Annotated in this window: 17 protein-coding genes; 12 read left to right on the top strand and 5 right to left on the bottom strand. The window is 70.0% G+C overall.

Annotation, left to right across the window (positions count from 1 at the left end; translation table 11 throughout):
• Positions 1-3: 3 nt before the first annotated feature.
• The 4 genes from ABI214_RS02930 to ABI214_RS02915 form a co-directional block, all read right to left on the bottom strand.
• Positions 4-759, bottom strand: a complete 756-nt coding sequence (locus ABI214_RS02930) for an MspA family porin (RefSeq protein WP_348605973.1) — start codon at positions 757-759, stop codon at positions 4-6.
• 25 nt (positions 760-784) lie between these two features.
• On the bottom strand, positions 785-1,849 hold the full coding sequence (locus ABI214_RS02925; protein ID WP_348605971.1) for a glycosyl hydrolase family 18 protein: 1,065 nt from the start codon (positions 1,847-1,849) through the stop codon (positions 785-787).
• Entirely contained in the window at positions 1,846-2,781 is a 936-nt protein-coding gene (locus tag ABI214_RS02920; protein WP_348605969.1) for an NAD-dependent epimerase/dehydratase family protein, read from the bottom strand. The genes ABI214_RS02925 and ABI214_RS02920 overlap by 4 nt, the downstream gene beginning before the upstream one ends.
• A 571-nt stretch (positions 2,782-3,352) precedes the next feature.
• Positions 3,353-3,559: a hypothetical protein gene (locus tag ABI214_RS02915; protein WP_280760676.1), complete on the bottom strand. Its 207-nt coding sequence runs from the start codon at positions 3,557-3,559 to the stop codon at positions 3,353-3,355.
• Positions 3,560-3,666: 107 nt separating this feature from the next.
• Between ABI214_RS02915 and ABI214_RS02910 the strand changes: the two genes are divergently transcribed.
• The 4 genes from ABI214_RS02910 to ABI214_RS02895 all read left to right on the top strand — a co-directional run bounded on the left by ABI214_RS02910 (position 3,667) and on the right by ABI214_RS02895 (position 8,862).
• Entirely contained in the window at positions 3,667-5,385 is a 1,719-nt protein-coding gene (locus ABI214_RS02910; RefSeq protein WP_348605967.1) for an alpha/beta hydrolase, read from the top strand.
• A 119-nt stretch (positions 5,386-5,504) separates the two neighbouring features.
• Positions 5,505-6,428 carry a methionyl-tRNA formyltransferase gene (gene fmt, locus ABI214_RS02905; protein WP_348605965.1) on the top strand — a complete coding sequence of 308 codons (924 nt, stop codon included), beginning with the start codon at positions 5,505-5,507 and terminating at the stop codon, positions 6,426-6,428.
• Positions 6,425-7,903 (top strand): RsmB/NOP family class I SAM-dependent RNA methyltransferase, encoded by a 1,479-nt coding sequence (locus tag ABI214_RS02900; protein WP_348605963.1) that lies wholly within the window; start codon positions 6,425-6,427, stop codon positions 7,901-7,903. The genes fmt and ABI214_RS02900 overlap by 4 nt, the downstream gene beginning before the upstream one ends.
• 101 nt (positions 7,904-8,004) lie before the next feature.
• The gene (locus ABI214_RS02895; RefSeq protein ID WP_348605961.1) at positions 8,005-8,862 is read left to right on the top strand and encodes a mycofactocin-coupled SDR family oxidoreductase; all 858 of its coding nucleotides are present in this window, start codon (positions 8,005-8,007) and stop codon (positions 8,860-8,862) included.
• A gap of 18 nt (positions 8,863-8,880) precedes the next feature.
• On the opposite strand, the gene ABI214_RS02890 is transcribed toward ABI214_RS02895, so the two are convergent.
• On the bottom strand, positions 8,881-11,244 hold the full coding sequence (locus ABI214_RS02890; RefSeq protein ID WP_348605959.1) for a phosphoketolase family protein: 2,364 nt from the start codon (positions 11,242-11,244) through the stop codon (positions 8,881-8,883).
• A 250-nt stretch (positions 11,245-11,494) separates the two neighbouring features.
• Between ABI214_RS02890 and ABI214_RS02885 the strand changes: the two genes are divergently transcribed.
• From ABI214_RS02885 to ABI214_RS02850, 8 genes are all read left to right on the top strand, one after another.
• Complete coding sequence (locus tag ABI214_RS02885) at positions 11,495-12,505, top strand: zinc-binding alcohol dehydrogenase family protein (protein WP_348611204.1); 1,011 nt, start codon at positions 11,495-11,497, stop codon at positions 12,503-12,505.
• 74 nt (positions 12,506-12,579) lie between these two features.
• Positions 12,580-14,955, top strand: coding sequence for a glycoside hydrolase family 65 protein (locus ABI214_RS02880; RefSeq protein WP_348605957.1), 2,376 nt, complete (start codon positions 12,580-12,582; stop codon positions 14,953-14,955).
• A 10-nt stretch (positions 14,956-14,965) separates the two neighbouring features.
• Complete coding sequence (gene rpe, locus ABI214_RS02875; RefSeq protein WP_348605955.1) at positions 14,966-15,649, top strand: ribulose-phosphate 3-epimerase; 684 nt, start codon at positions 14,966-14,968, stop codon at positions 15,647-15,649.
• Between the two features lie 13 nt (positions 15,650-15,662).
• A complete protein-coding gene (gene ribD, locus ABI214_RS02870) occupies positions 15,663-16,706 on the top strand; it encodes a bifunctional diaminohydroxyphosphoribosylaminopyrimidine deaminase/5-amino-6-(5-phosphoribosylamino)uracil reductase RibD (protein WP_348605953.1) in 1,044 nt (347 codons plus the stop codon).
• Positions 16,707-16,769: 63 nt separating this feature from the next.
• The gene (locus ABI214_RS02865) at positions 16,770-17,390 is read left to right on the top strand and encodes a riboflavin synthase (protein ID WP_348605951.1); all 621 of its coding nucleotides are present in this window, start codon (positions 16,770-16,772) and stop codon (positions 17,388-17,390) included.
• Positions 17,391-17,490: 100 nt separating this feature from the next.
• Positions 17,491-18,738: a bifunctional 3,4-dihydroxy-2-butanone-4-phosphate synthase/GTP cyclohydrolase II gene (locus ABI214_RS02860; RefSeq protein WP_348605949.1), complete on the top strand. Its 1,248-nt coding sequence runs from the start codon at positions 17,491-17,493 to the stop codon at positions 18,736-18,738.
• Positions 18,735-19,232, top strand: coding sequence for a 6,7-dimethyl-8-ribityllumazine synthase (ribH, locus tag ABI214_RS02855; RefSeq protein WP_348605948.1), 498 nt, complete (start codon positions 18,735-18,737; stop codon positions 19,230-19,232). Before ABI214_RS02860 ends, ribH begins: the two co-directional genes overlap by 4 nt.
• Complete coding sequence (locus ABI214_RS02850; RefSeq protein WP_348605946.1) at positions 19,229-19,690, top strand: PH domain-containing protein; 462 nt, start codon at positions 19,229-19,231, stop codon at positions 19,688-19,690. The genes ribH and ABI214_RS02850 overlap by 4 nt, the downstream gene beginning before the upstream one ends.
• The last annotated feature ends 39 nt before the right edge of the window (positions 19,691-19,729 follow it).

The raw sequence follows: 19,729 nt of genomic DNA, 5'->3' as shown, positions 1-19,729 counted from the left end.
TCGTCAGAGCGCGCGTGCGGTGCCGTACGTCGCGACCGAATGGCTCCCCCGAGCGGTCGTCACCGTGTAGACGGCATACGGGCGAACCGTCACACCGCCGATGCATCCGTCGACCTTGACGTGGACCGCATCGAACGACACCGCGGCGTCGGGTCCGTTCACCTCCTGCTTTCCGAGTGAAACGTCCTGATTGACACCCAGCTTGGGATTGATCTGAATCTTTGGCGTGATACCGAAGTTCATGCCCATTCCGGGAGTGGGGAAGATATTCAGCGACGGACCGGCCGTCGTCTCGATCGCGAGTTCCGGGCCATCGGAGATGTCGATGGGGCACCCGACCTGGTAGCCGACGTCGAGCGTGCTGCTGGTGATGTCTTGTATGCCAGCTCCGGTCGCACTCGCAACCGCCGTCGCGGAGATGAGGCCCTCGCTCGAAGTCGGCATGCTGTTGACCCTCGGAACCGATTCGACGGTGTCGTTCGTCAGCGTCACCGTCAGCCCACCGGCAGGTGTGGACGCAGTGCGCTCGGCCGCGGCTGCCGTGCTGGCAGTCGCGAAAAGCAACAGCGCTGCCATGGGCAGGATCGTGGCCGCCCCGGCTGCAGTCCGGCGGCGCGGTGTGGGGGTTGAGTTCGGGTTCATTGCGAAGGTTCCTAATCTGTCGTGCGGATACGGGGTGTTGCCGTGTGCCGGTGGTGCCTCGTGGTCCTCAGGTGATTTCGTTCCGAGGTTCGTGTTCGCCAGTCCACGGCGACGCACGCGGGTCGCCCGAGCTACGGAACGGTCACGGCCCCAGTCTCCAGATCGACGGGTCCTCCCCGCCGAGGCGCCACAGCGCGATCCCTGCGAGCCGGTGCCGCCGTGCGAGCTCGGTCTTGGCTTCGACACTGCGAGCATTCTCGAACCAGACCTCGTGGGCGATCCCGTCGAGGATGTAGCCGAAGTGCGGCGTCCGACTCGTCTCGTCCCAGTTCATTGGGGGTTTCGCGGTCGCCGCCACCGACATCACCTGGGTCCACGTGAGCCGGACGGCGGTCGATCCGACCCAGTCGTAGCCGTGGAGTCCGACACCGAGTACGAGCTTGTCGCGGGGAATCCGGGTGATCGCATGCCGGACCACTTCCTCGACCCAGTCGTACGGAGCGATCGGCCCGGCGGTGCGGGGCGCCCGGTGCCGGTCGTACGCCATCACGATCACCTTGTCGGCGCAGCACGCGATGGTGGCGTAATCGGTCGTCTCGTTGTGCGGCCGGCAACCGGCATCGTTCGGCTCGGCGTGCACGGCGACGTAGAGGACCCGGCCGATGCGATGCAGCGCGGCGCCCAGCTCGCCGACGAACGTCGAGAAGCAGCCGCGATCCGCGGACTCCAGGTTCTGGTAGTCGATCTGGACACCGTCGAAGCCGTGCGCGCGGACGAGTTCGGTCAGCGAGCGCACATGTGTCCGACGCAGGCCCGGATCCGACAGGACTGTCGCCACCGTGTCACGGTCCCACTCTCCGGAGGTCGTGTTCGTGACAGTAGGGATCGTTCGGATGTTTCTGTGGCTCACGCGTGTCGCGAGCACGGAATCGGCGCGCACGGCAATGCCTGCGGTAGTCGCCACGGTGCCGTCGGCGGTCATCGAGTACGACCAGGGGGAGACGACGTCGATGTGTCGGGCGTGGGTGTACATCGACATCAGTGCTGCGCCTCGGTCCCAATGTGGAATCGCACCGATCACCAGCGGCAGCTCGGGCCGGTGTGCGCCCCAGCCGTCCGAACCGAGCTGCGAGAGCGCGGCCGTCGCCGCGAGAGCGCCGCTCGTGCACGTTCGTGGACCGTCCCCACGCGTGAGGTGCTGCGTCATCGGCCTGCGACCATCTGTTCGCTGAGCCCGTGCGGATCCCACGCGGACAGTGCCTCGGCGACGCGCGTGATGATCTCGTCGAGGGGAGTCACGGGTTCGACGCCCACCAGCTCCGGCGCCCGCCGATCGTCGGGGACTCGGCAGCGCATGGCGTCGTCCCCCGCAGCCTGCTCGTGTGGCACCAGGATGATCGGACTGTCGGAGCCGAGTACTTCGATCACCCGCTCGGCGAGTTCGACGATCGAGATCTCCCGCGCCCCACCGAGGTCGAACGCCTGACCGTACGTGGCGGGCTCCGCGGCGATCGCGACCATCGCCGGCACCACGTCTTCGACGTAGGAGAAGTACCGGGTCTTCAGCCCGTCCTCGAACACCGTGATTGGTTCGCCTCGCAAGGCGTGTCCGACCAGCCACGGGACTGCCATCCCGTGTCGGCCGGTCTGCCGTGGGCCGACGATGTCGAACAGGCGAACCGTCGCCACCCGTAGTCCGAACTCGCGCCGGTACGCGTGTGCGAGTGCCTCCTCGATGCCCTTCATGTCGGAGCGGGCATCGGCACTGTTCCTGCTGTGGTTCTCGCTTGTCGACGCGAGTAGCAGAACGTTTCTCGCGTCGCGGCACGCGTCCAGGACGTTCTCGGTGCCCCGGAAGTTCGTGCGCCGGCGGCCCGCCGGACGGCCGATCCACCGCCCAGCGGCGGCCGCGAGGTGGAACACCCGGTCGGCGCCCGCGATCACGCTGTCGACCGTGTCGCGATCGAGGATCGAGCCTTCCACGAAGCGGAATCGGTCAGCGTTCGCGACGGGCGCGAGGTTGGCGAGTGTGCCGGTCGACAGGTCGTCGAGCACGACGACCTCGTCGCCCTGTCGCAGGAGGTACTCCACCAGGTGACTGCCGATGAACCCGGCTCCTCCGGTGACGGTGGTTCTCATCGTGCGCATTCCCTTCGTTCAGCGCGGTTCTGGATCGGTCGCTCCAGCGGGACTCGGCGTCCTCCAAAGGCGGTTGCAGGTCGGCGATGATCCGGGTCGACGAGATCAGCACGTGATCGGTCGCCGAATTTCATATCCACCAAAAGCGTGGCGATACCCCTTACCGGGAAGACATGTGTGCACGGACCGGTGGTGCAGCGGTGAACCTGCCGCGGTGCGGCGGCCGGCTCGCGCGAGGTTCGATCCCGAATCGGCCTGTTACGCAGGCAATTTCGTGCGACTCGGGACTGAGTCCGAAATCGCTCCAGGTTCGAAGAAGGGAGAAGTCACCGGTCTTCCGGGGTGGCTCCGAGATACCCTGTGCTGCCGGGGTTCTGGGGCAGTGGGTGAGTCGAAAGCTACCTCGAGCAATTAACTCGCGTTCGACAAACAAGGGAAATCGAAGGCTGACAATCGGCGTGGCGCTCCGGATTGCGGGCGAATCCGTGGTATCGGGCATCCGTATTGGTGTCGCCGGGTGCGGTCGGGCATGGACCCCTGCGCGACGTGCAGGTCAGGCCGCGGGTGCCGGCTAGTCGGCGAGGCGGGCGATGGCCTGTGCCCAGAGGAAGAACTTGTTCGTGCCGAGATCGCGGACCGTCCTGATCCCGAACGCGGCGCGCAGGTGCTCGGCGTCGGACTCGCTCAGTCCCCGCAGCGCCGTCACAGGGGCGTCGGCCAGGTCGTCGACCGGCCGGGACTCGAATGCCTTGTCGAACTTGCTCGCGATGCCGGACATGTCGACCTCCGAAACGGTGTAGCGGGAGTTGCCCCGTGGGTCCGGTGTACACGCCGTGGCGGGGCAGGTCTAGCGACCGCCGCTCGGTTGCACCTATCGTTCCGCGCATGACCACAGCTCCCGAGCGCGTCGACAACGGCCACGCCGACCCCGAGAAGACGGTGGCCCGCCGTAGGTGGGACGGACTGCGGGCCTGGGCGCGCCGCTCGAACGCGGTCGGGCTGGCGGTGGCGCTGGTCTTCTTCACGTGGTCGATCAGTCCTTCGCTGCTGCCCCGCGCCTGGTACCTGCAGGGCGTCGCGACGGGAATCTCGGTGGCCGCAGGGTACGGCGTCGGCTGCCTCGCGGCCTGGGTGGTCCGCTCGTGTGGGGTGACGCCGGCGTGGTCGACGCGCACCCGGAGGATCGGATGGTGGATCCTCGGGATCGCAGCGGTGATCCTCGTCCCCGTCTTCCTCGTGCTCGGGGCGGTGTGGCAGAACTACGTTCGCGATCTCGTCGGCATCGAGCACACCAGCCACGCCAACGTGCTGCTGGTGTTCCTCATCGCCGTCGCCGTGTGGTTCGTCCTCCTCGAGGCCGCGCGCGGGATCCGGGTCGGGACACGCAAGCTCACCGACCTGGCACGGCGCCTTATTCCGCGGCCGGCCGCGAACGTGGCGGGGCTGGCGGTTGCCGTCCTCGTCGCGGTGCTGGTCGTCAACGGCGCGCTGTACAACGGCCTGATCGCGTTCGCGAACTGGAGCTTCTCGGGAGCCGACACCGCGACCGCGCCCGGAGTGGAGCAGCCGACCGTGCCCGAACGCAGCGGATCTACCGCGTCCGCGCAGGCGTGGGACACCCTCGGGCAGGAGGGGCGCACGTTCGTCGGCCGCGGACCGGACGCCGCGGAGATCACGGCGGTGACGGGTCGGCCGGCGAAGGAACCGATCCGCGTCTACGCCGGACGGGAGTCGGCAGGCTCCGTGGACGAAGTGGCGGATCTCGTGGTCGCCGAGCTCGATCGCACGAAGGCGTGGGAACGGAAGGTGCTCGCGGTCAACACCACCACGGGGCGCGGCTGGGTGAACCAGGACGTGGCCTCCTCGCTCGAGTACCTCGAGGCCGGCGACACGGCGATCGCGTCGATGCAGTACTCGTTCCTGCCGAGTCCGCTCGCGTTCATCGCCGACCGGCAGACGCCGCAGGTCGCCGGGCGGGACCTCTTCAACGCCGTGTTCGCGCGGTGGATCGACCTGCCCGTCGAGACCCGCCCGAAGCTCGTCGTCTTCGGCGAGAGCCTCGGCTCGTACGGCGGTCAGAACGCGTTCGCCGGCTACCAGGACATGGCGGTGCGTGTCGACGGCGGGCTGTGGGTCGGCACCCCGAACTTCACCCCGCAGTGGCAGGAGGTCACCGCCGATCGCGACTCCGGCTCACCCGAGATCCTGCCGGTGGTCGACGACGGCCGGTCGGTGCGGTTCGCGGCCGACCCCGAGGACCTGGACATCGGCGGCGTCTGGGGGCCGCGCCGGGTGGTCTACTGGCAGCACGCGAGCGATCCGATCGTGTGGTGGTCGCCCTCGCTGCTGTTCCACGAACCGGACTGGCTGCGGGAACCGCGCGGCCGCGACGTCGACCCGAACATGACCTGGATGCCGCTGGTCACCTTCTGGCAGGTGACGCTCGACATGGTGTTCTCCGCGGACGTCCCGGCCGGACACGGTCATTCGTACGGGCCCGAGGCCGCGGGTATGTGGGCGCGGATTCTGCAGCCCGAGGGGTGGTCCGACGAGGACACCGCACGGGTGCAGGCGGCGCTCACCGGGGAGGGGAGCGCTCCGTAGAATCTCGGGGTGAACCCTCTTCCGGCGCCGCCGGGATTCAACGCTCCGGGAGCCGCCCTCGTGAACTCTGAGACCACCCGTCGGACCACCCGTTCCGTCCGAACGGAGGTCCGGCGCTGATGCGGATCGTCTTCGCGGGGACGCCCGAACCGGCCGTGCCGTCGCTGCGGCGGCTCATCGAATCCGGACGGCACGAGGTGGTCGCCGTCGTCACCCGACCAGACGCCGTCGCCGGCCGTGGCCGCAAGATCGCGCGCTCGCCGATCGGGCAGCTCGCCGACGAACACGGCATCGAGGTGCTCACGCCGAAGTCGGCGTCGGACCCGGAGTTCCTGGCCCGGCTGCAGGAACTCGCGCCCGACGCCTGCCCGGTCGTCGCGTACGGCAATCTGCTGCCGCGACCGGTCCTCGACGTGCCGCGCCACGGATGGATGAATCTGCATTTCTCGCTGCTGCCGGCGTGGCGCGGAGCCGCGCCGGTCCAGGCCGCGATCAATGCGGGTGACGAGATGACGGGCGCGACCGTGTTCGCGCTCGACGAGGGGATGGACACCGGGCCCGTGTACGGCGTGGTGACCGAGGCGATCCGTACCACCGACACGGCGGGTGAGCTGCTCGGGCGGCTCGCCGAGTGCGGCGCGATCCTGCTCGAGAACGTGCTCGACGGCGTCGAGGACGGTGCGTTGCATGCCGTCCCGCAGCCGCGGGAAGGCATCTCGCACGCGCCGAAGATGACGGTGGAGTCGGCCCGGATCCGGTGGGACCAGCCGGCACTCGCCGTGCACCGCCACGTCCGGTCGGTGACGCCCGCCCCGGGTGCCTGGACGATGATCGGCGATCTGCGGGTCAAGGTCGGACCGGTGACGCTGGTGGAGGAGACGCTGCCGCCGGGACGGATCGAGATCCGCAAGGACGGCTTCTACGTGGGCACGTCGACGACCGCGGTGCGGCTCGGACAGGTCCAGCCGCAGGGCAAGAAGCAGATGGCGGCGGTGGACTGGGCGCGCGGTGCGCGTCTCGACGGAGAGGTGCGGGCACAGTGAGTGACGAGAAGCGACCGGCGCGGCGGTCCGGCGGATCGGGTCGTCAGGGCGGACGCCCCGGCGGCCAGGGAAGGCACGGCGACCGCAGCCGGCCCCGGCAGGCCCGGCGCCCCGATCCGGCGCAGGCGTCGATCGATCAGCCGCGGCGCGCGGCCCGCGACGTGCTGCGGGCGGTTCGGGAGCGGGACGCGTACGCGAATCTCGTTCTGCCGGGACTGCTTCGGGAACGTCGCCTCGACGGCCGCGACGCCGCGTTGGCGACCGAACTGGCCTACGGTGCGGCCCGGGCCCGCGGCCTGCTCGACGCCGTCATCGCGCGTTGTGCGGGCCGTCCGATCGACGAGATCGACGGCCCGCTCCTCGATGTCCTGCAGCTCGGTACCTACCAGTTGCTGCGCACGCGGATCGCGCCGCACGCCGCGGTCGCGACATCGGTCGACCTGGTGCGCGCGGAGGCCGGCTCCGGCAAGGCGGGATTCGTCAACGCGGTGCTGCGGCGGGTGTCGGAGAAGACGGAGGACGAGTGGGTGGCCGAGCTGGCGCCCGACGCGGTCGCCGACCCGGTGGGCCATCTCGCGTTCCGGTACGCCCATCCCAAGTGGATCGCTCAGGCCTTCGCCGACTCGCTCGGCGTGGACGCGGGTGAGCTCCAGGACGTGCTGATCGCGGACGACGCCCGCCCGGCCGTCCACCTGGTGGCGCGGCCAGGGGAGATCTCGGCGGAGGAACTCGCGCTCGTCACCGGTGGCGAGGTGGGCCCGTACTCGCCGTACGCGGTGCACCTCGACGGCGGCGACCCGGGTCTGCTCGACGCGGTCCGCGAGGGTCTCGCGGGCGTCCAGGACGAGGGCAGCCAGTTGGTGGCCCGCGCGCTGACGCTCGCGCCGCTCGATGGCCCCGACGGCGGCCGCTGGCTCGACCTGTGCGCGGGTCCCGGCGGCAAGGCCGCACTGCTCGGTGCGCTGGCCGACATCGAGGGCGGCCGACTGGATGCGGTGGAGCCGGCTGAGCACCGCGCCGACCTGATCCGCAAGACGACCCGCGGTCTGCCTGTCGACGTCCACGTGGCGGACGGGCGCGATCCCGGACTGGACGGTGGCTACGACCGGATCCTCGTGGACGCCCCGTGCACCGGCCTCGGCGCGTTGCGCCGGCGGCCCGAGGCACGTTGGCGGCGGCAGCCGTCGGACGTGGCGGGCCTGGCGAAGTTGCAGCGTGAGCTGCTCGAATCGGCGCTGAAGCTCGTCCGGCCGGGCGGGGTCGTGCTCTATTCGACGTGCTCGCCGCACGTCGCCGAGACGGTCACGGTGGTCGCGGACGCGGTGCGCCGGCACGGTGCGATCCCGCTCGATACCCGCGAGCTGGTCCCAGGAGTTCCGGGCGTCGGGGACGGTCCGGGCGTGCAGCTGTGGCCGCACCGGCACGGTACGGACGCGATGTTCATGGCGGCGCTGAAGAGGCCGCTCGAGGGCTGAACTTCACCCGGAAAATGTGCCCTGCCTCACAGTGACACGTGTTCTAATTCACTGTGGGCGGCGATGCGCCGCCCACAGTGAATCGGCACGGAGGGCATCTGATGAATCGGGTTTCCGGGAAAGTCGTTCTGATCACCGGCGCCGCGCGCGGGCAGGGCCGCAGTCACGCCGTTCACCTCGCCGACGAGGGCGCCGACATCATCGCGTTCGACATCTGCGAAGACATCGAGACCAACGAGTACCCGCTCGCCACCCAGGCCGATCTCGACGAGACCGGGCGACTGGTCGAGAAGGCGGGGCGGCGGATCGTCACCGCGAAGGTCGACGTGCGGGACAGGGCCGCGCTCGAGCAGGCACTCGCGTCGGCCGTTGCGACGCTGGGACGGCTCGACGTCGTCGTCGCCAACGCGGGCATCTGCCCGCTCGGCAACCACGTTCCACCGCGGGGCTTCGTCGACGCGTTCGACGTCGACTTCGTCGGAGTCGTCAACACCATCCACGCGGCCATGCCGTACCTGAAGGCCGGGGCGTCGATCATCGCCACCGGCTCGGTCGCCGGCCTGGTCCCGCAGACGGGCATCAACGGCCAGCAGGCGATGCAGGGGCCCGGTGGCGACGGTTACGGGCTCGCGAAGAAGATGATCGGGACCTACACCGAGTCGCTGGCGCTCACCTTGGGGCCCAGTTCGATTCGGGTGAACGCCATCCATCCCACCAACGTCGACACCGACATGCTGCAGAGCGCGCCGATGTACAAGACCTTCCGTCCCGACCTCGAGAACCCCACCGCCGAGGACGCGAAGGTGACGTTCCCGTTCATGCAGGCCATGCCGACGCCGTGGGTCGATCCCGCGGACATCTCGCACGCGGTCGTGTATCTGGCGTCGGACGAGTCGCGCTTCGTCACCGGCCAGCAGCTGCGGGTCGACGCCGGGGCCGGGCTGAAGCTCGGAATCTGACCGCGGGTTGGTCGCGGGTCACACCGGCTCGGGCCACACCCAGCCCCGCACCTCTGGCATGTCCTCGAGGTGTTCGCGGACGTAGGCGTGGTGGCGGTCGAGCATCCGTTCGCAGTACCCCGTCAGCTCGGCCGCACCGTCCGACGTCCGACGGCAGCGGCGCAGTGCCTCGATCGCGAGGTGGTAGCGGCTCATGTGGTTGAGCACCACCATGTCGAACGGGGTGGTGGTCGTGCCCTGCTCGGTGTAGCCGCGGACGTGGAACCGGTCGGGGTTCGCCCGCCCGTGGAGCAGTTGATGGAATGCGCGGGCGTAGCCGTGCCACGCGACGACGACGTCGACGTCCGCAGTGAACAGTTCCTCGAAGGCGTCGTGCCGGCGCCCGTGCGGGTGGATGTCGGCCGGGGCCATCGACATCAGGTCGACGACGTTGACCACCCGGACCCGCAGGTCGGGTACGTGCCCGCGCAGTAGTGCCGCGGCGGCGAGGGTCTCCTCGGTCGGAACGTCGCCGACGCACGCCAGCACGATATCGGGTTCGCCGCCGTCGCCGCTCTCCGTCCCGGCCCAGTCCCACACCGACGCACCGGCCGCGACGTGCTTGCGCGCCTGCTCGAGCGTCAGGTACTGCGGGTGGGACTGCTTGTCCACCACCAGCAGGTTGACGCAGTCCCGGGACTCGAAGGCCCGTTCGGCGACCACCAGCAGCGAATTCGCGTCCGGGGGGAGGTACACCCGGGTGACGCCCCCGGACAGGGACAGGACGGTGTCGATCAGCCCCGGGCCCTGATGGGAGAACCCGTTGTGGTCGTTGCGCCAGCAGGTCGACGTCAGCAGGATGTTCAGGCTCGCCACCGGAGCACGCCAGTCGATGGAGCGCGAGCGCTCGAGCCACTTGGCGTGCTGAATGGTCATCGAGGCGCTGACCATCGCGAAGGCCTCGTACGTCGCGAACAGCCCGTGCCGACCGGTGAGGAGATAGCCCTCGAGCCAGCCCTGGCACAGGTGCTCCGACAGCACTTCCATCACCCGTCCGTGATGGCCGACGTGGTCGTCGCCCGGAATGAGGGTTCCCACGAAGCAGCGGTCCGTCACCTCGAACACCGCGCCCAGGCGGTTGCTGTTGGTCTCGTCGGGGCAGAACAGTCGGAAGTTGTCGGGGTTGGCGACGTAGACGTCGCGGAGGAACTCGCCGAGTGGCCGGGTGGTCTCGTGGTGGACCGCGCCCGGTGACGGCACCTCGACGGCGTACCGGTCCGCGGCGGGAAGTTCGAGCGCGCGCAGGAGTTGCCCGCCGTTCCCGTGCGGGTTCGCGCCCATCCGCCGGTCGCCGTCCGGTGCGAGCGCGGCGAGTTCGGGGACCAGCCTGCCCTGCGCGTCGAACTGTTCCTCGGGTCGGTACGAGAGCATCCACTGCTCGAGGATCCGCAGGTGCGTGGGGTCGTCGCGGACGTCGGCGACCGGAACCTGGTGCGCACGGAACGTGCCCTCGACTTCGAGGCCGTCGACGATGCTCGGTCCCGTCCAGCCCTTCGGTGTGCGCAGGACGATCGCCGGCCACCGTGGGCGTTCCGTGAAGCCGGATTCGCGGGCGTCGCGGCGGATCCGAGTGATCGCGGTGTAGGCGCGATCGACGGTCTCGGCCATGTCCCGGTGGACCTGCGCCGGATCGTCGCCGGCGACCAGCACGGGATCCCAGCCGAACGCGTGCAGCAGCGCCAGCACCTCCTCGTCCGAGCGGCGCCCGAGCACGGTCGGGCCTGAGATCTTGTACCCGTTGAGGTGCAGGATCGGCAGCACGGCGCCGTCGTGCGCCGGGTCGAGGAAGAACGGGGCCTTCCACGACGCCGACAGCGGCCCGGTCTCGGCCTCGCCGTCACCGACGACGCACGCGACGAGCAGGTCGGGGTTGTCCATCGCCGCGCCCGCCGCATGCGCGAGCGAATACCCGAGCTCGCCGCCCTCGTTGATCGATCCCGGCGTCTCCACACCGGAATGACTCGGAATGCCGCCGGGCGTGGAGAATTGTCGCGCCAACCGCCGCAGCCCGGCCTCGTCCGGCGTGACGTCCGGGTACAGCCGCGAATACGTGCCCTCGAGGTAGGTGTTCGCGACGACGGCTGGGCCGCCGTGACCGGGGCCGGCGATGAACAGGACGTCGGCGTCGGTGCGGCGGATGAGCCGGTCGAGGTGCACGTACACGAGCGACAGTCCGGGACTGGTGCCCCAGTGCCCGAGTAGCCGCGGCTTGATGTCCGGCGCCGCCAGTGGACTGCGCAGCAGCACGTTGTCACGGAGGTAGATCTGCGCCACGGTCAGATAGTTCGCCGCCATCCAGTAGCGGTGCAGTAATGCGAGATCGCCGTCGGGGCTGGTTTCCACGGGTCGACTCCTCCGATAGGGCGAAGGTGCCTCCATCCTGACCGCAGCGGGCGTCGGCCGCCAGCGCTTGGCGCGACGAGACCGGTTCCTCCGATTCCCCCTGTTGCGAGCGCGCCGAACCAGGCATCCTGGAAGAGACGACAACCGGCACCTCCGATGATGTCGCGCACTGGCCGTGACCATCGCCGACGACGAGTACGGATCCGGGATGCGGAGCGACACCTCACGAACCACGACGGCGACCACGACGATGCGCGCCTGGCGTACCACCAGACCCGGGCCGCTGGCGGATCGCCCACTCCGGATGGACCGCGAACTGCTCCCGCGGCCCACCAGCAAGGATCTGCTCGTCAAGGTCCTCGCGTGCGGCGTGTGCCGGACGGACCTGCACGTCGTCGAGGGCGAACTGCCGCCCCATCGGCTCAACGTGATTCCCGGCCACGAGATCGTCGGCGAGGTCGTCGGGGTGGGCGAGGACCTGGGAGAACACGCCGGGCGATTCGAGGTGGGCCAGCGAGTGGGAATCGCGTGGCTGCGGGGTACCTGCGGGCACTGTCGCTACTGCGTGCGTGGTGACGAGAACCTGTGCCCCTACTCGACGTACACGGGGTGGGACGCCGACGGCGGCTACGCCGAGTACACGACGGTGCCGGCCGACTACGCGCTCGAACTCCCCACCGGATATCCGATCGTGGAGATCGCGCCGCTGCTGTGCGCGGGCATCATCGGCTACCGGTCGCTGTTGCGCGCCGACCTGCCCGACGGCGGGCGCCTCGGGATCTACGGCTTCGGCGGCAGCGCCCACCTCACCGCGCAGGTCGCGCTGGCCCGCGGCGCTCGGGTCCACGTGATGACCCGCGGCGAGGAGGCGCGTGAACTGGCCTTCAGTCTGGGTGCGGCGTCGGTACAGGGCGCGGCCGACCCGCCGCCGGAACCCCTGGACTCGGCGATCCTGTTCGCACCGGCCGGCGACCTCGTGCCGCCCGCGCTCGAGGCGCTCGACGCCGGTGGCACGCTCGCGCTCGCCGGCATCCACCTCAGCGACATTCCGCCGCTGAACTATCAGCGGCACCTGTTCCGCGAGCGCCAGGTCCGCAGCGTCACCGCCAACACGCGGCAGGACGCGAGGGATTTCCTGGCGTTCGCGCAGCAGCACCGCCTGCGGGTCAGTGCCCACCGCTATCCGCTCGACGCCGCCGACAAGGCGCTCGCGGACCTCGCCGGCGGGGCGTTCGGCGGTGCGGCTGTTCTTGTGCCGTGACGGCGCGGGTGTCCTAGCGTGAACTGACGGGTCCGTAGTCGAAGGACCGGCAGGCGACTGGGAGGTTCGACGTCGTGATCACTCATCCCGCCTTTCCGGTCGAACCCTGGACACTGCGCGCGACGAGCCTCGATCTCGACGTCCTCGCGCAGACCGAGTCCCTGTTCACTGTCTCCAACGGCCACCTCGGCTGGCGGGGCAACCTCGACGAGGGGGATCCGCACGGACTGCCCGGCAGCTATCTGTCCGGCGTCTACGAGGTCCGCCCCATGCCGTACGCCGAACCCGGGTACGGCTACCCGAACTTCGGCGAGACCATCATCAACATCACCGACGGCAAGATCGTGCGGCTGCTGATCGACGACGAGCCGTTCGACGTCCGGCGCGGACAGCTCCTCAAGCACGAGCAGGAGCTGGACCTGCAGGCCGGGGTGCTGCGGCGCACCGTCGAGTGGTGCTCGCCCGCGGGTCGGACCGTCCGGGTGCGCACCACCCGGCTCGCGTCGTTCACGCAGCGCGCGATCGGCGCCGTCGACTACCGGGTCGAGCCGCTCGACGGTCCGGCCAGAGTGGTGGTGCAGTCCGAGTTGGTCGCCAACGAGCCGATGCCCGAACCGGAGGCGGATCCGCGCGCGGCGGCGGTGCTCGGGGAGCCTCTGGTCGGCGAGGAGAACTTCGATCACGATGCGCTGGTGCAGCTCATCCACACGACCGGCGAGAGCGGACTGCGCGTGGCCGTCGGGATGGACCACGACGTGTTCGGTTCGCACGTCCATGTCGAGTCCGAGAGCTATCCCGACCAGGGGCGGGTCACGATCGCTGCGGAGCTCGCGGCCGGCGAGCACGTACGGATGGTCAAGTACGTCGCCCACGGATGGTCGTCCCGGCGGACGGCACCGGCGATGCGCGACGAGATCGCCGGTGAGCTGACGATCGCGCGGGACAGTGGTTGGGACGGGCTGGTTTCCGAGCAGCGGACGTTCCTCGACTCGTTCTGGGAGCACGCCGACGTCGTCGTCGACGGCGACCCGGAGGTCCAGCAGGCGGTGCGGTTCGCGCTGTTCCAGATCCTGCAGGCGTCGGCTCGCGCCGAGGGCGTCGCGATCGCCTCGAAGGGGCTGACCGGGCGCGGCTACGACGGTCATGCGTTCTGGGACACCGAGATGTTCGTCCTCCCGGTGCTGACGTCCGTCTTCCCGCAGGCCGTCGCCGACGCGTTGCGCTGGCGGCACTCGACTTTGGAGACGACGCGGGACCGGGCCCGCCAGCTGGGATTCGACGGTGCGGCGTTCCCGTGGCGGACCATCACCGGCAAGGAATGCAGCGGGTACTGGCCGGCCGGGGCCGCCGCGTTCCACGTCAACGCCGCCGTCGCGCGGGCCGCCATCGGATACTTGCGGGCGAACGACGACACCGACTTCGAGCGCACGGTGGGCCTGGATCTGCTCGTGGAGACGGCGCGTCTGTGGCGATCCCTCGGCTACTTCGACGAGGACGCGCGGTTCCGCATCGACGGGGTCACCGGCCCCGACGAGTACAGCGCACTCGTGCGAAACGACCTCTACACGAACCTGATGGCGCGCGAGAACCTCACCGCCGCCGTCGGTGTCGTCGAACGCCACCGCGATCGGATGCCGGATCTCGGCGTCACCGACGAGGAACTCGGCGGGTGGCGCACCGCGGCCGAACACATGTTCGTGCCGTACGACGAGCGGCGCGGCGTGCACCCGCAGTCGTCGGGATTCACCGACCGCGAGGTGTGGGACTTCGCGGGGACGCCGCCCGAGCACTACCCGCTGCTGCTGCACTATCCGTACTTCGACCTCTACCGCAAGCAGGTGGTCAAGCAGGCCGACGTCGTGCTGGCCATGCAGTGGGTGCCCGACGCGTTCACGGCCGAGGAGAAGGCCCGCAACTTCGCGTACTACGAGCGGCTGACGGTGCGGGACTCGTCACTGTCGGCGTGCAGTCAGGCGGTGGTGGCCGCGGACGTCGGAGCGATGCACCTCGCCTACGACTACCTGGGGGAGACGGCGCTGATCGACCTGCTCGACCTGGAGCACAACACGAGCGACGGTCTGCACCTGGCGTCGCTGGCCGGCATCTGGCTCACGCTCGTCCAGGGCTTCGGCGGTGCGCGGCGCAGGCAGTCCGGGCTGACGTTCCGGCCGGCGCTCCCACGCGGCATCGACCGGCTCGCGTTCGGCGTCGCCGCCGCCGGATGCCGGTTGCGGGTCGAGATCGACCGGACCGAGACGCGGTACCGACTCGTGCACGGCGAGGAACTGACCATCCATCACGACGGCACGTCGGTGACGTTGCGCGGCAACGAGATTCGGGTGTTGCCGACTATCCGTCCGCCGGCGGGGCCGGAAGTGACCCAACCGGCGGGCCGCGAGCCGGCCCGCCGGTACCCCGGCAGCGACGGGCGACCGACGCCTGCCGACTAAACTCGCCCGCGTGGCAACCCCGATGATCGCTCCCTCCATTCTCTCCGCCGACTTCGCCCGTCTCGCCGAGGAGGCCGACGCCGTAGCCGGTGCCGACTGGCTGCACGTGGACGTGATGGACGCCCACTTCGTGCCGAACCTCACGCTCGGCCTGCCGGTCGTGCAGAGCCTGCTGAAGGCGACCGACATCCCGCTCGACTGCCACCTGATGATCGACGATCCGGGCCGCTGGGCGCCGCCGTACGCCGAGGCGGGCGCGCACAACGTCACGTTCCACGCCGAGGCCACCGACGATCCCGTCGCGGTGGCCCGCGACATCCGCGCCGCCGGCGCCAAGGCAGGGCTGAGCGTCAAGCCGAACACCCCGATCGAGCCCTACCTCGAGATCCTGAAGAACTTCGACACGCTGCTGGTGATGAGCGTCGAGCCGGGCTTCGGCGGCCAGTCGTTCATCCCCGCCGTACTGGACAAGGCGCGCGCCGTCCGCAAGCTCGTCGACTCGGGCGAGCTGCGCCTGCTGGTCGAGATCGACGGCGGCATCAACGCCGACACCATCGAGCAGGCCGCGGAGGCGGGCGTCGACTGCTTCGTCGCCGGATCGGCCGTCTACGGCGCCTCCGATCCCGCCGCCGCCGTCCGCGGGCTGCGTGCGCAGGCCGCCAAGGCGTCGCCGCACCTGACGCCGGCGATCTGACGGGTCGGTCGTGATGACGTCTGCGCGCGCCCACGAGGCCGCGATGCGGCTCGCGATCGACGCCTCGCACGTCGTCCGGGGCACCACGAGCCCGAACCCGCCGGTCGGGGCGGTGATCCTCGACGCGTCCGGCGAGATCGTCGGGATCGGCGCCACCCAGCCGCCCGGCGGGCCGCACGCGGAGGTCGTCGCGCTGACCGAGGCCGGGGAGCGCGCCCGGGGCGGCACCGCCGTCGTCACCCTCGAGCCGTGCAACCACTACGGTCGCACCGGGCCGTGTTCGCAGGCACTCGTCGACGCCGGGATCGCGGCCGTGCACTACGCGGTCGCCGATCCCAACCCGGCGGCCTCGGGTGGCGCCGAGACGCTCCGGAAAGCCGGCGTCGTGGTGTCGGGCGGCACCCTCGCCGACGACGTGGAACGCGGACCGCTGCGCGCGTGGCTGCACCGGCAACGAACCGGTCGGCCGCACGTGACGTGGAAGTTCGCGGCGACCCTCGACGGCCGCAGCGCCGCGGCGGACGGCACCAGCCAGTGGATAACCGGCCCCGAGGCGCGGGCGCGCGTGCACGCGGACCGGGCCCGGCTCGACGCGATCGTCGTCGGCATCGGGACCGTGCTCGAGGACGATCCGTGGCTGACGGCCCGACTGCCCGACGGCTCCCTCGCCCCGCACCAGCCTCTGCGCGTCGTCGTGGGGAACCGGGCGATCCCATCCACCGCGAAAGTCCTCGACGACGCGGCGCCCACACTGGTACTGCGCACGCACGACGTCGCGGACGTCCTGGCCGCCCTCGCCGATCAGGACGAGGTCCTGGTCGAGGGTGGGCCACGGCTGGCGGGGGCGTTCCTCGCGGCCGGGCGGATCGACCGGATCCAGGCGTACATCGCGCCCGTCGTGTTGGGTGCGGGGTCCCACGCAGTGGAAGGCACGGGGGTCCGGACCATCGCCGAGGCGTTACGGTTTCGGCGAGAGAGCGTCGAGACGATCGGCGACGACGTGTTGTTGAACCTGATCCCTGAATCGGGCCGCACCGCGGCGTGGGATCGCCTGTGACGTGATCCCGTTCGGGATCACCGCCTAACCGATCCTCCGGGATCCGAAGGAGTGAGCGAAGACATGTTCACCGGAATCGTCGAAGAACTCGGCGAGATCGTCGCCAAGGAAGACCTGGCGGACGCGGCCCGGTTCACCGTCCGTGGCCCCGTGGTCACCGCGGACGCCGGCCACGGCGACTCGATCGCGGTCAACGGCGTGTGCCTCACTGTCGTCGACGTCGTCGACGGCGAGGCGTTCACGGCGGACGTGATGCGGGAGACCCTCGTGCGGTCGAGCCTCGGCGCCCTCCAGGTCGGCAGCCGGGTCAACCTCGAGCGCGCCGCCGCGGTCAACAGCCGACTGGGCGGACACATCGTGCAGGGCCATATCGACACGGTCGGGACGGTGATTTCGCGCAGCCCGTCCGAGAACTGGACGGTGGTGCGGATCTCGCTCCCGTCGAGCATCTCTCGCTACGTCGTGGAGAAGGGATCGATCACGGTCGACGGGGTGTCCCTGACCGTGTCGGCGCTCGGCGGCGAACCCGGCGACGAGTACTTCGAGATCTCGCTGATCCCGACGACGCTGGCGCTGACCACCCTCGGCTCGGCGGAACCGGGGACCCCGGTCAACCTCGAGGTCGACGTCATCGCCAAGTACGTCGAGCGTCTGCACACCGCCGCCGCCCGACAGCCGGAATAACGACCTCGTATCGAGAGGTCGTACTGTTGAGGTGCATCTGAAGCGATGCACCGGGACATACTGGCGAGCACGCCAGTTCAAGATATTGGAGCCCAAGCACGTGACCAGGTTCGACAGCATCGAGCGCGCAGTCGCCGATATCGCCGCAGGTAAGGCGGTTGTGGTCGTCGACGACGAGGACCGCGAGAACGAGGGTGACCTCATCTTCGCGGCCGAGAAGGCCACCCCGGAACTCGTGGCGTTCATGGTTCGCTACACGTCCGGTTACCTGTGTGTTCCGCTCGACGGTGAGGACTGTGACCGTCTCGGCCTGCCGCCGATGTACGCGACCAACCAGGACAAGCATGGCACCGCGTACACCGTCACGGTCGACGCCCGCGAAGGCATCGGCACCGGTATCTCCGCGTCCGACCGCGCCGCGACGATGCGACTGCTCGCCGACCCGGACAGCGGTGCGAACGACTTCACCCGTCCCGGCCACGTCGTCCCGCTGCGGGCCAAGGAGGGTGGCGTCCTGCGCCGTCCCGGCCACACCGAGGCCGCCGTCGACCTCGCCCGCATGGCGGACCTGCGTCCGGCCGGCGTGATCTGCGAGATCGTCAGCCAGAAGGACGAGGGCCACATGGCCCAGACCGAGGAGCTGCGGGTCTTCGCGGACGATCACGGCCTGGCCCTCATCTCGATCGCGGACCTGATCGCGTGGCGCCGCAAGCACGAGAAGCACGTCGTGCGCGTCGCCGAGGCCCGCATCCCCACCCGTCACGGCGACTTCACCGCGGTCGGGTACAAGAGCATCTACGACGAGGTCGAGCACGTCGCCCTCGTCCGCGGTGATCTGTCGGTCGACGACGGCTCCGATGTCCTGGTCCGCGTCCACTCCGAGTGCCTCACCGGCGACGTCTTCGGCTCGCTGCGCTGCGACTGCGGCCCGCAGCTGGACGCCGCGCTCGACATGATCGCGCAGGAGGGCCGCGGTGTGGTCCTGTACATGCGCGGCCACGAGGGCCGGGGAATAGGCCTGATGCACAAGCTGCAGGCCTACCAGCTGCAGGACGCCGGCTCCGACACCGTCGACGCGAACCTCCAGCTCGGCCTGCCGGCCGACGCGCGGGACTACGGCATCGGCGCGCAGATCCTCGTCGACCTCGGCATCAAGTCGATGCGCCTGCTGACCAACAACCCGGCCAAGCGGGTCGGCCTCGACGGCTACGGTCTGCAGATCATCGACCGGGTCCCGATGCCGCTGCGTGCGAACGCCGAGAACCTGACGTACCTGCGCACCAAGCGCGACCGCATGGGTCACGACCTCATCGGACTCGACGAGTTCGAGGCCGGTGACGCACTGTGAGCGGAGTGGGACGCCCCGACCTCCAGCTCGGGATGGCGAAGGACCTCAGGCTGGCGATCGTCGCCGGGCAGTGGCACCCCGAGATCAGCGAGGCGCTGATCGCCGGTGCCAAGCGGGTGGCGAAGCAGGCGCAGATCGCGGAGCCGACGCTGGTGCGGGTCGCGGGTGCGATCGAGCTGCCGGTCGTCGCGCAGGAGCTCGCCAAGTCGCACGACGCCGTCGTCGCGCTCGGTGTCGTGATCCGCGGCGGCACGCCGCACTTCGAGTACGTGTGCGATGCGGTGACCGCGGGCCTCACCCGGGTCTCGCTCGACGAGGGCACCCCGGTCGGCAACGGTGTGCTCACCACCGACAACGAGCAGCAGGCGCTGGACCGTTCGGGTCTGCCCGGCTCGCTCGAGGACAAGGGTGGCGAGGCGTGCGCCGCGGCGATCGACACGGCGGTGACGCTGGCGCAGCTGCGACGCAGCCGGACGGGGTCGACGTCGCGATGAGCTCTCCGCAGGGCGAGTGGGATTTCGAGGTCCGGTCGAAGAAGTCGGCGCGGTACGCGTGGATCGCGGCCGGTGTGCTGGTGCTGGTGCACGTCACGCTGGCGATCCTGCTGCGGACGTCGGCGACCGGCGTGTACTTCCGGCTCTCCGATCAGTTCGCGATGGCGGGCATCGGCGTCCTGCTCGCCTGCGGTGTGCTGACGCTGACGCGGCCACGCCTGCGGGTGGGGCCGCGTGGCGTCGCCGTCCGCAACGTCCTCGGTGAACGCTTCGTCGAGTGGGATCTGGAGCAGGGCCTGTCGTTCCCGGACGGCGCGTCGTGGGCGCGGATCGAACTGCCTGACGACGAATACGTGCCGGTGATGGCGATCCAGGCCAACGACGGTGACCACGCCGTCCACGCCGTCCAGCGGTTCCGTGAGCTCGAGGCGAAGTACACGCGCTCGCGCACGGAGTGATGCGAGCGGATACCGTCGGTACCGCCGACTAGCCTTGAA

Origin of the sequence: Prescottella soli, assembly GCF_040024445.1 — a bacterium.
Classification (GTDB): domain Bacteria; phylum Actinomycetota; class Actinomycetes; order Mycobacteriales; family Mycobacteriaceae; genus Prescottella; species Prescottella soli.
This window is presented reverse-complemented; position numbering and strand designations above follow the sequence as displayed.

What these genes read in the sequence shown, in the direction of transcription:
- ABI214_RS02925 (WP_348605971.1), bottom strand. Translation starts at nt 1,849, where the DNA reads ATGACGCAGCACCTCACGCGTGGGGACGGTCCACGAACGTGCACGAGC.
- ABI214_RS02920 (WP_348605969.1), bottom strand. Translation starts at nt 2,781, where the DNA reads ATGAGAACCACCGTCACCGGAGGAGCCGGGTTCATCGGCAGTCACCTG.
- ABI214_RS02915 (WP_280760676.1), bottom strand. Translation starts at nt 3,559, where the DNA reads ATGTCCGGCATCGCGAGCAAGTTCGACAAGGCATTCGAGTCCCGGCCG.
- ABI214_RS02910 (WP_348605967.1), top strand. Translation starts at nt 3,667, where the DNA reads ATGACCACAGCTCCCGAGCGCGTCGACAACGGCCACGCCGACCCCGAG.
- fmt (WP_348605965.1), top strand. Translation starts at nt 5,505, where the DNA reads ATGCGGATCGTCTTCGCGGGGACGCCCGAACCGGCCGTGCCGTCGCTG.
- ABI214_RS02895 (WP_348605961.1), top strand. Translation starts at nt 8,005, where the DNA reads ATGAATCGGGTTTCCGGGAAAGTCGTTCTGATCACCGGCGCCGCGCGC.
- ABI214_RS02885 (WP_348611204.1), top strand. Translation starts at nt 11,495, where the DNA reads ATGCGCGCCTGGCGTACCACCAGACCCGGGCCGCTGGCGGATCGCCCA.
- ribD (WP_348605953.1), top strand. Translation starts at nt 15,663, where the DNA reads ATGACGTCTGCGCGCGCCCACGAGGCCGCGATGCGGCTCGCGATCGAC.
- ABI214_RS02865 (WP_348605951.1), top strand. Translation starts at nt 16,770, where the DNA reads ATGTTCACCGGAATCGTCGAAGAACTCGGCGAGATCGTCGCCAAGGAA.
- ABI214_RS02850 (WP_348605946.1), top strand. Translation starts at nt 19,229, where the DNA reads ATGAGCTCTCCGCAGGGCGAGTGGGATTTCGAGGTCCGGTCGAAGAAG.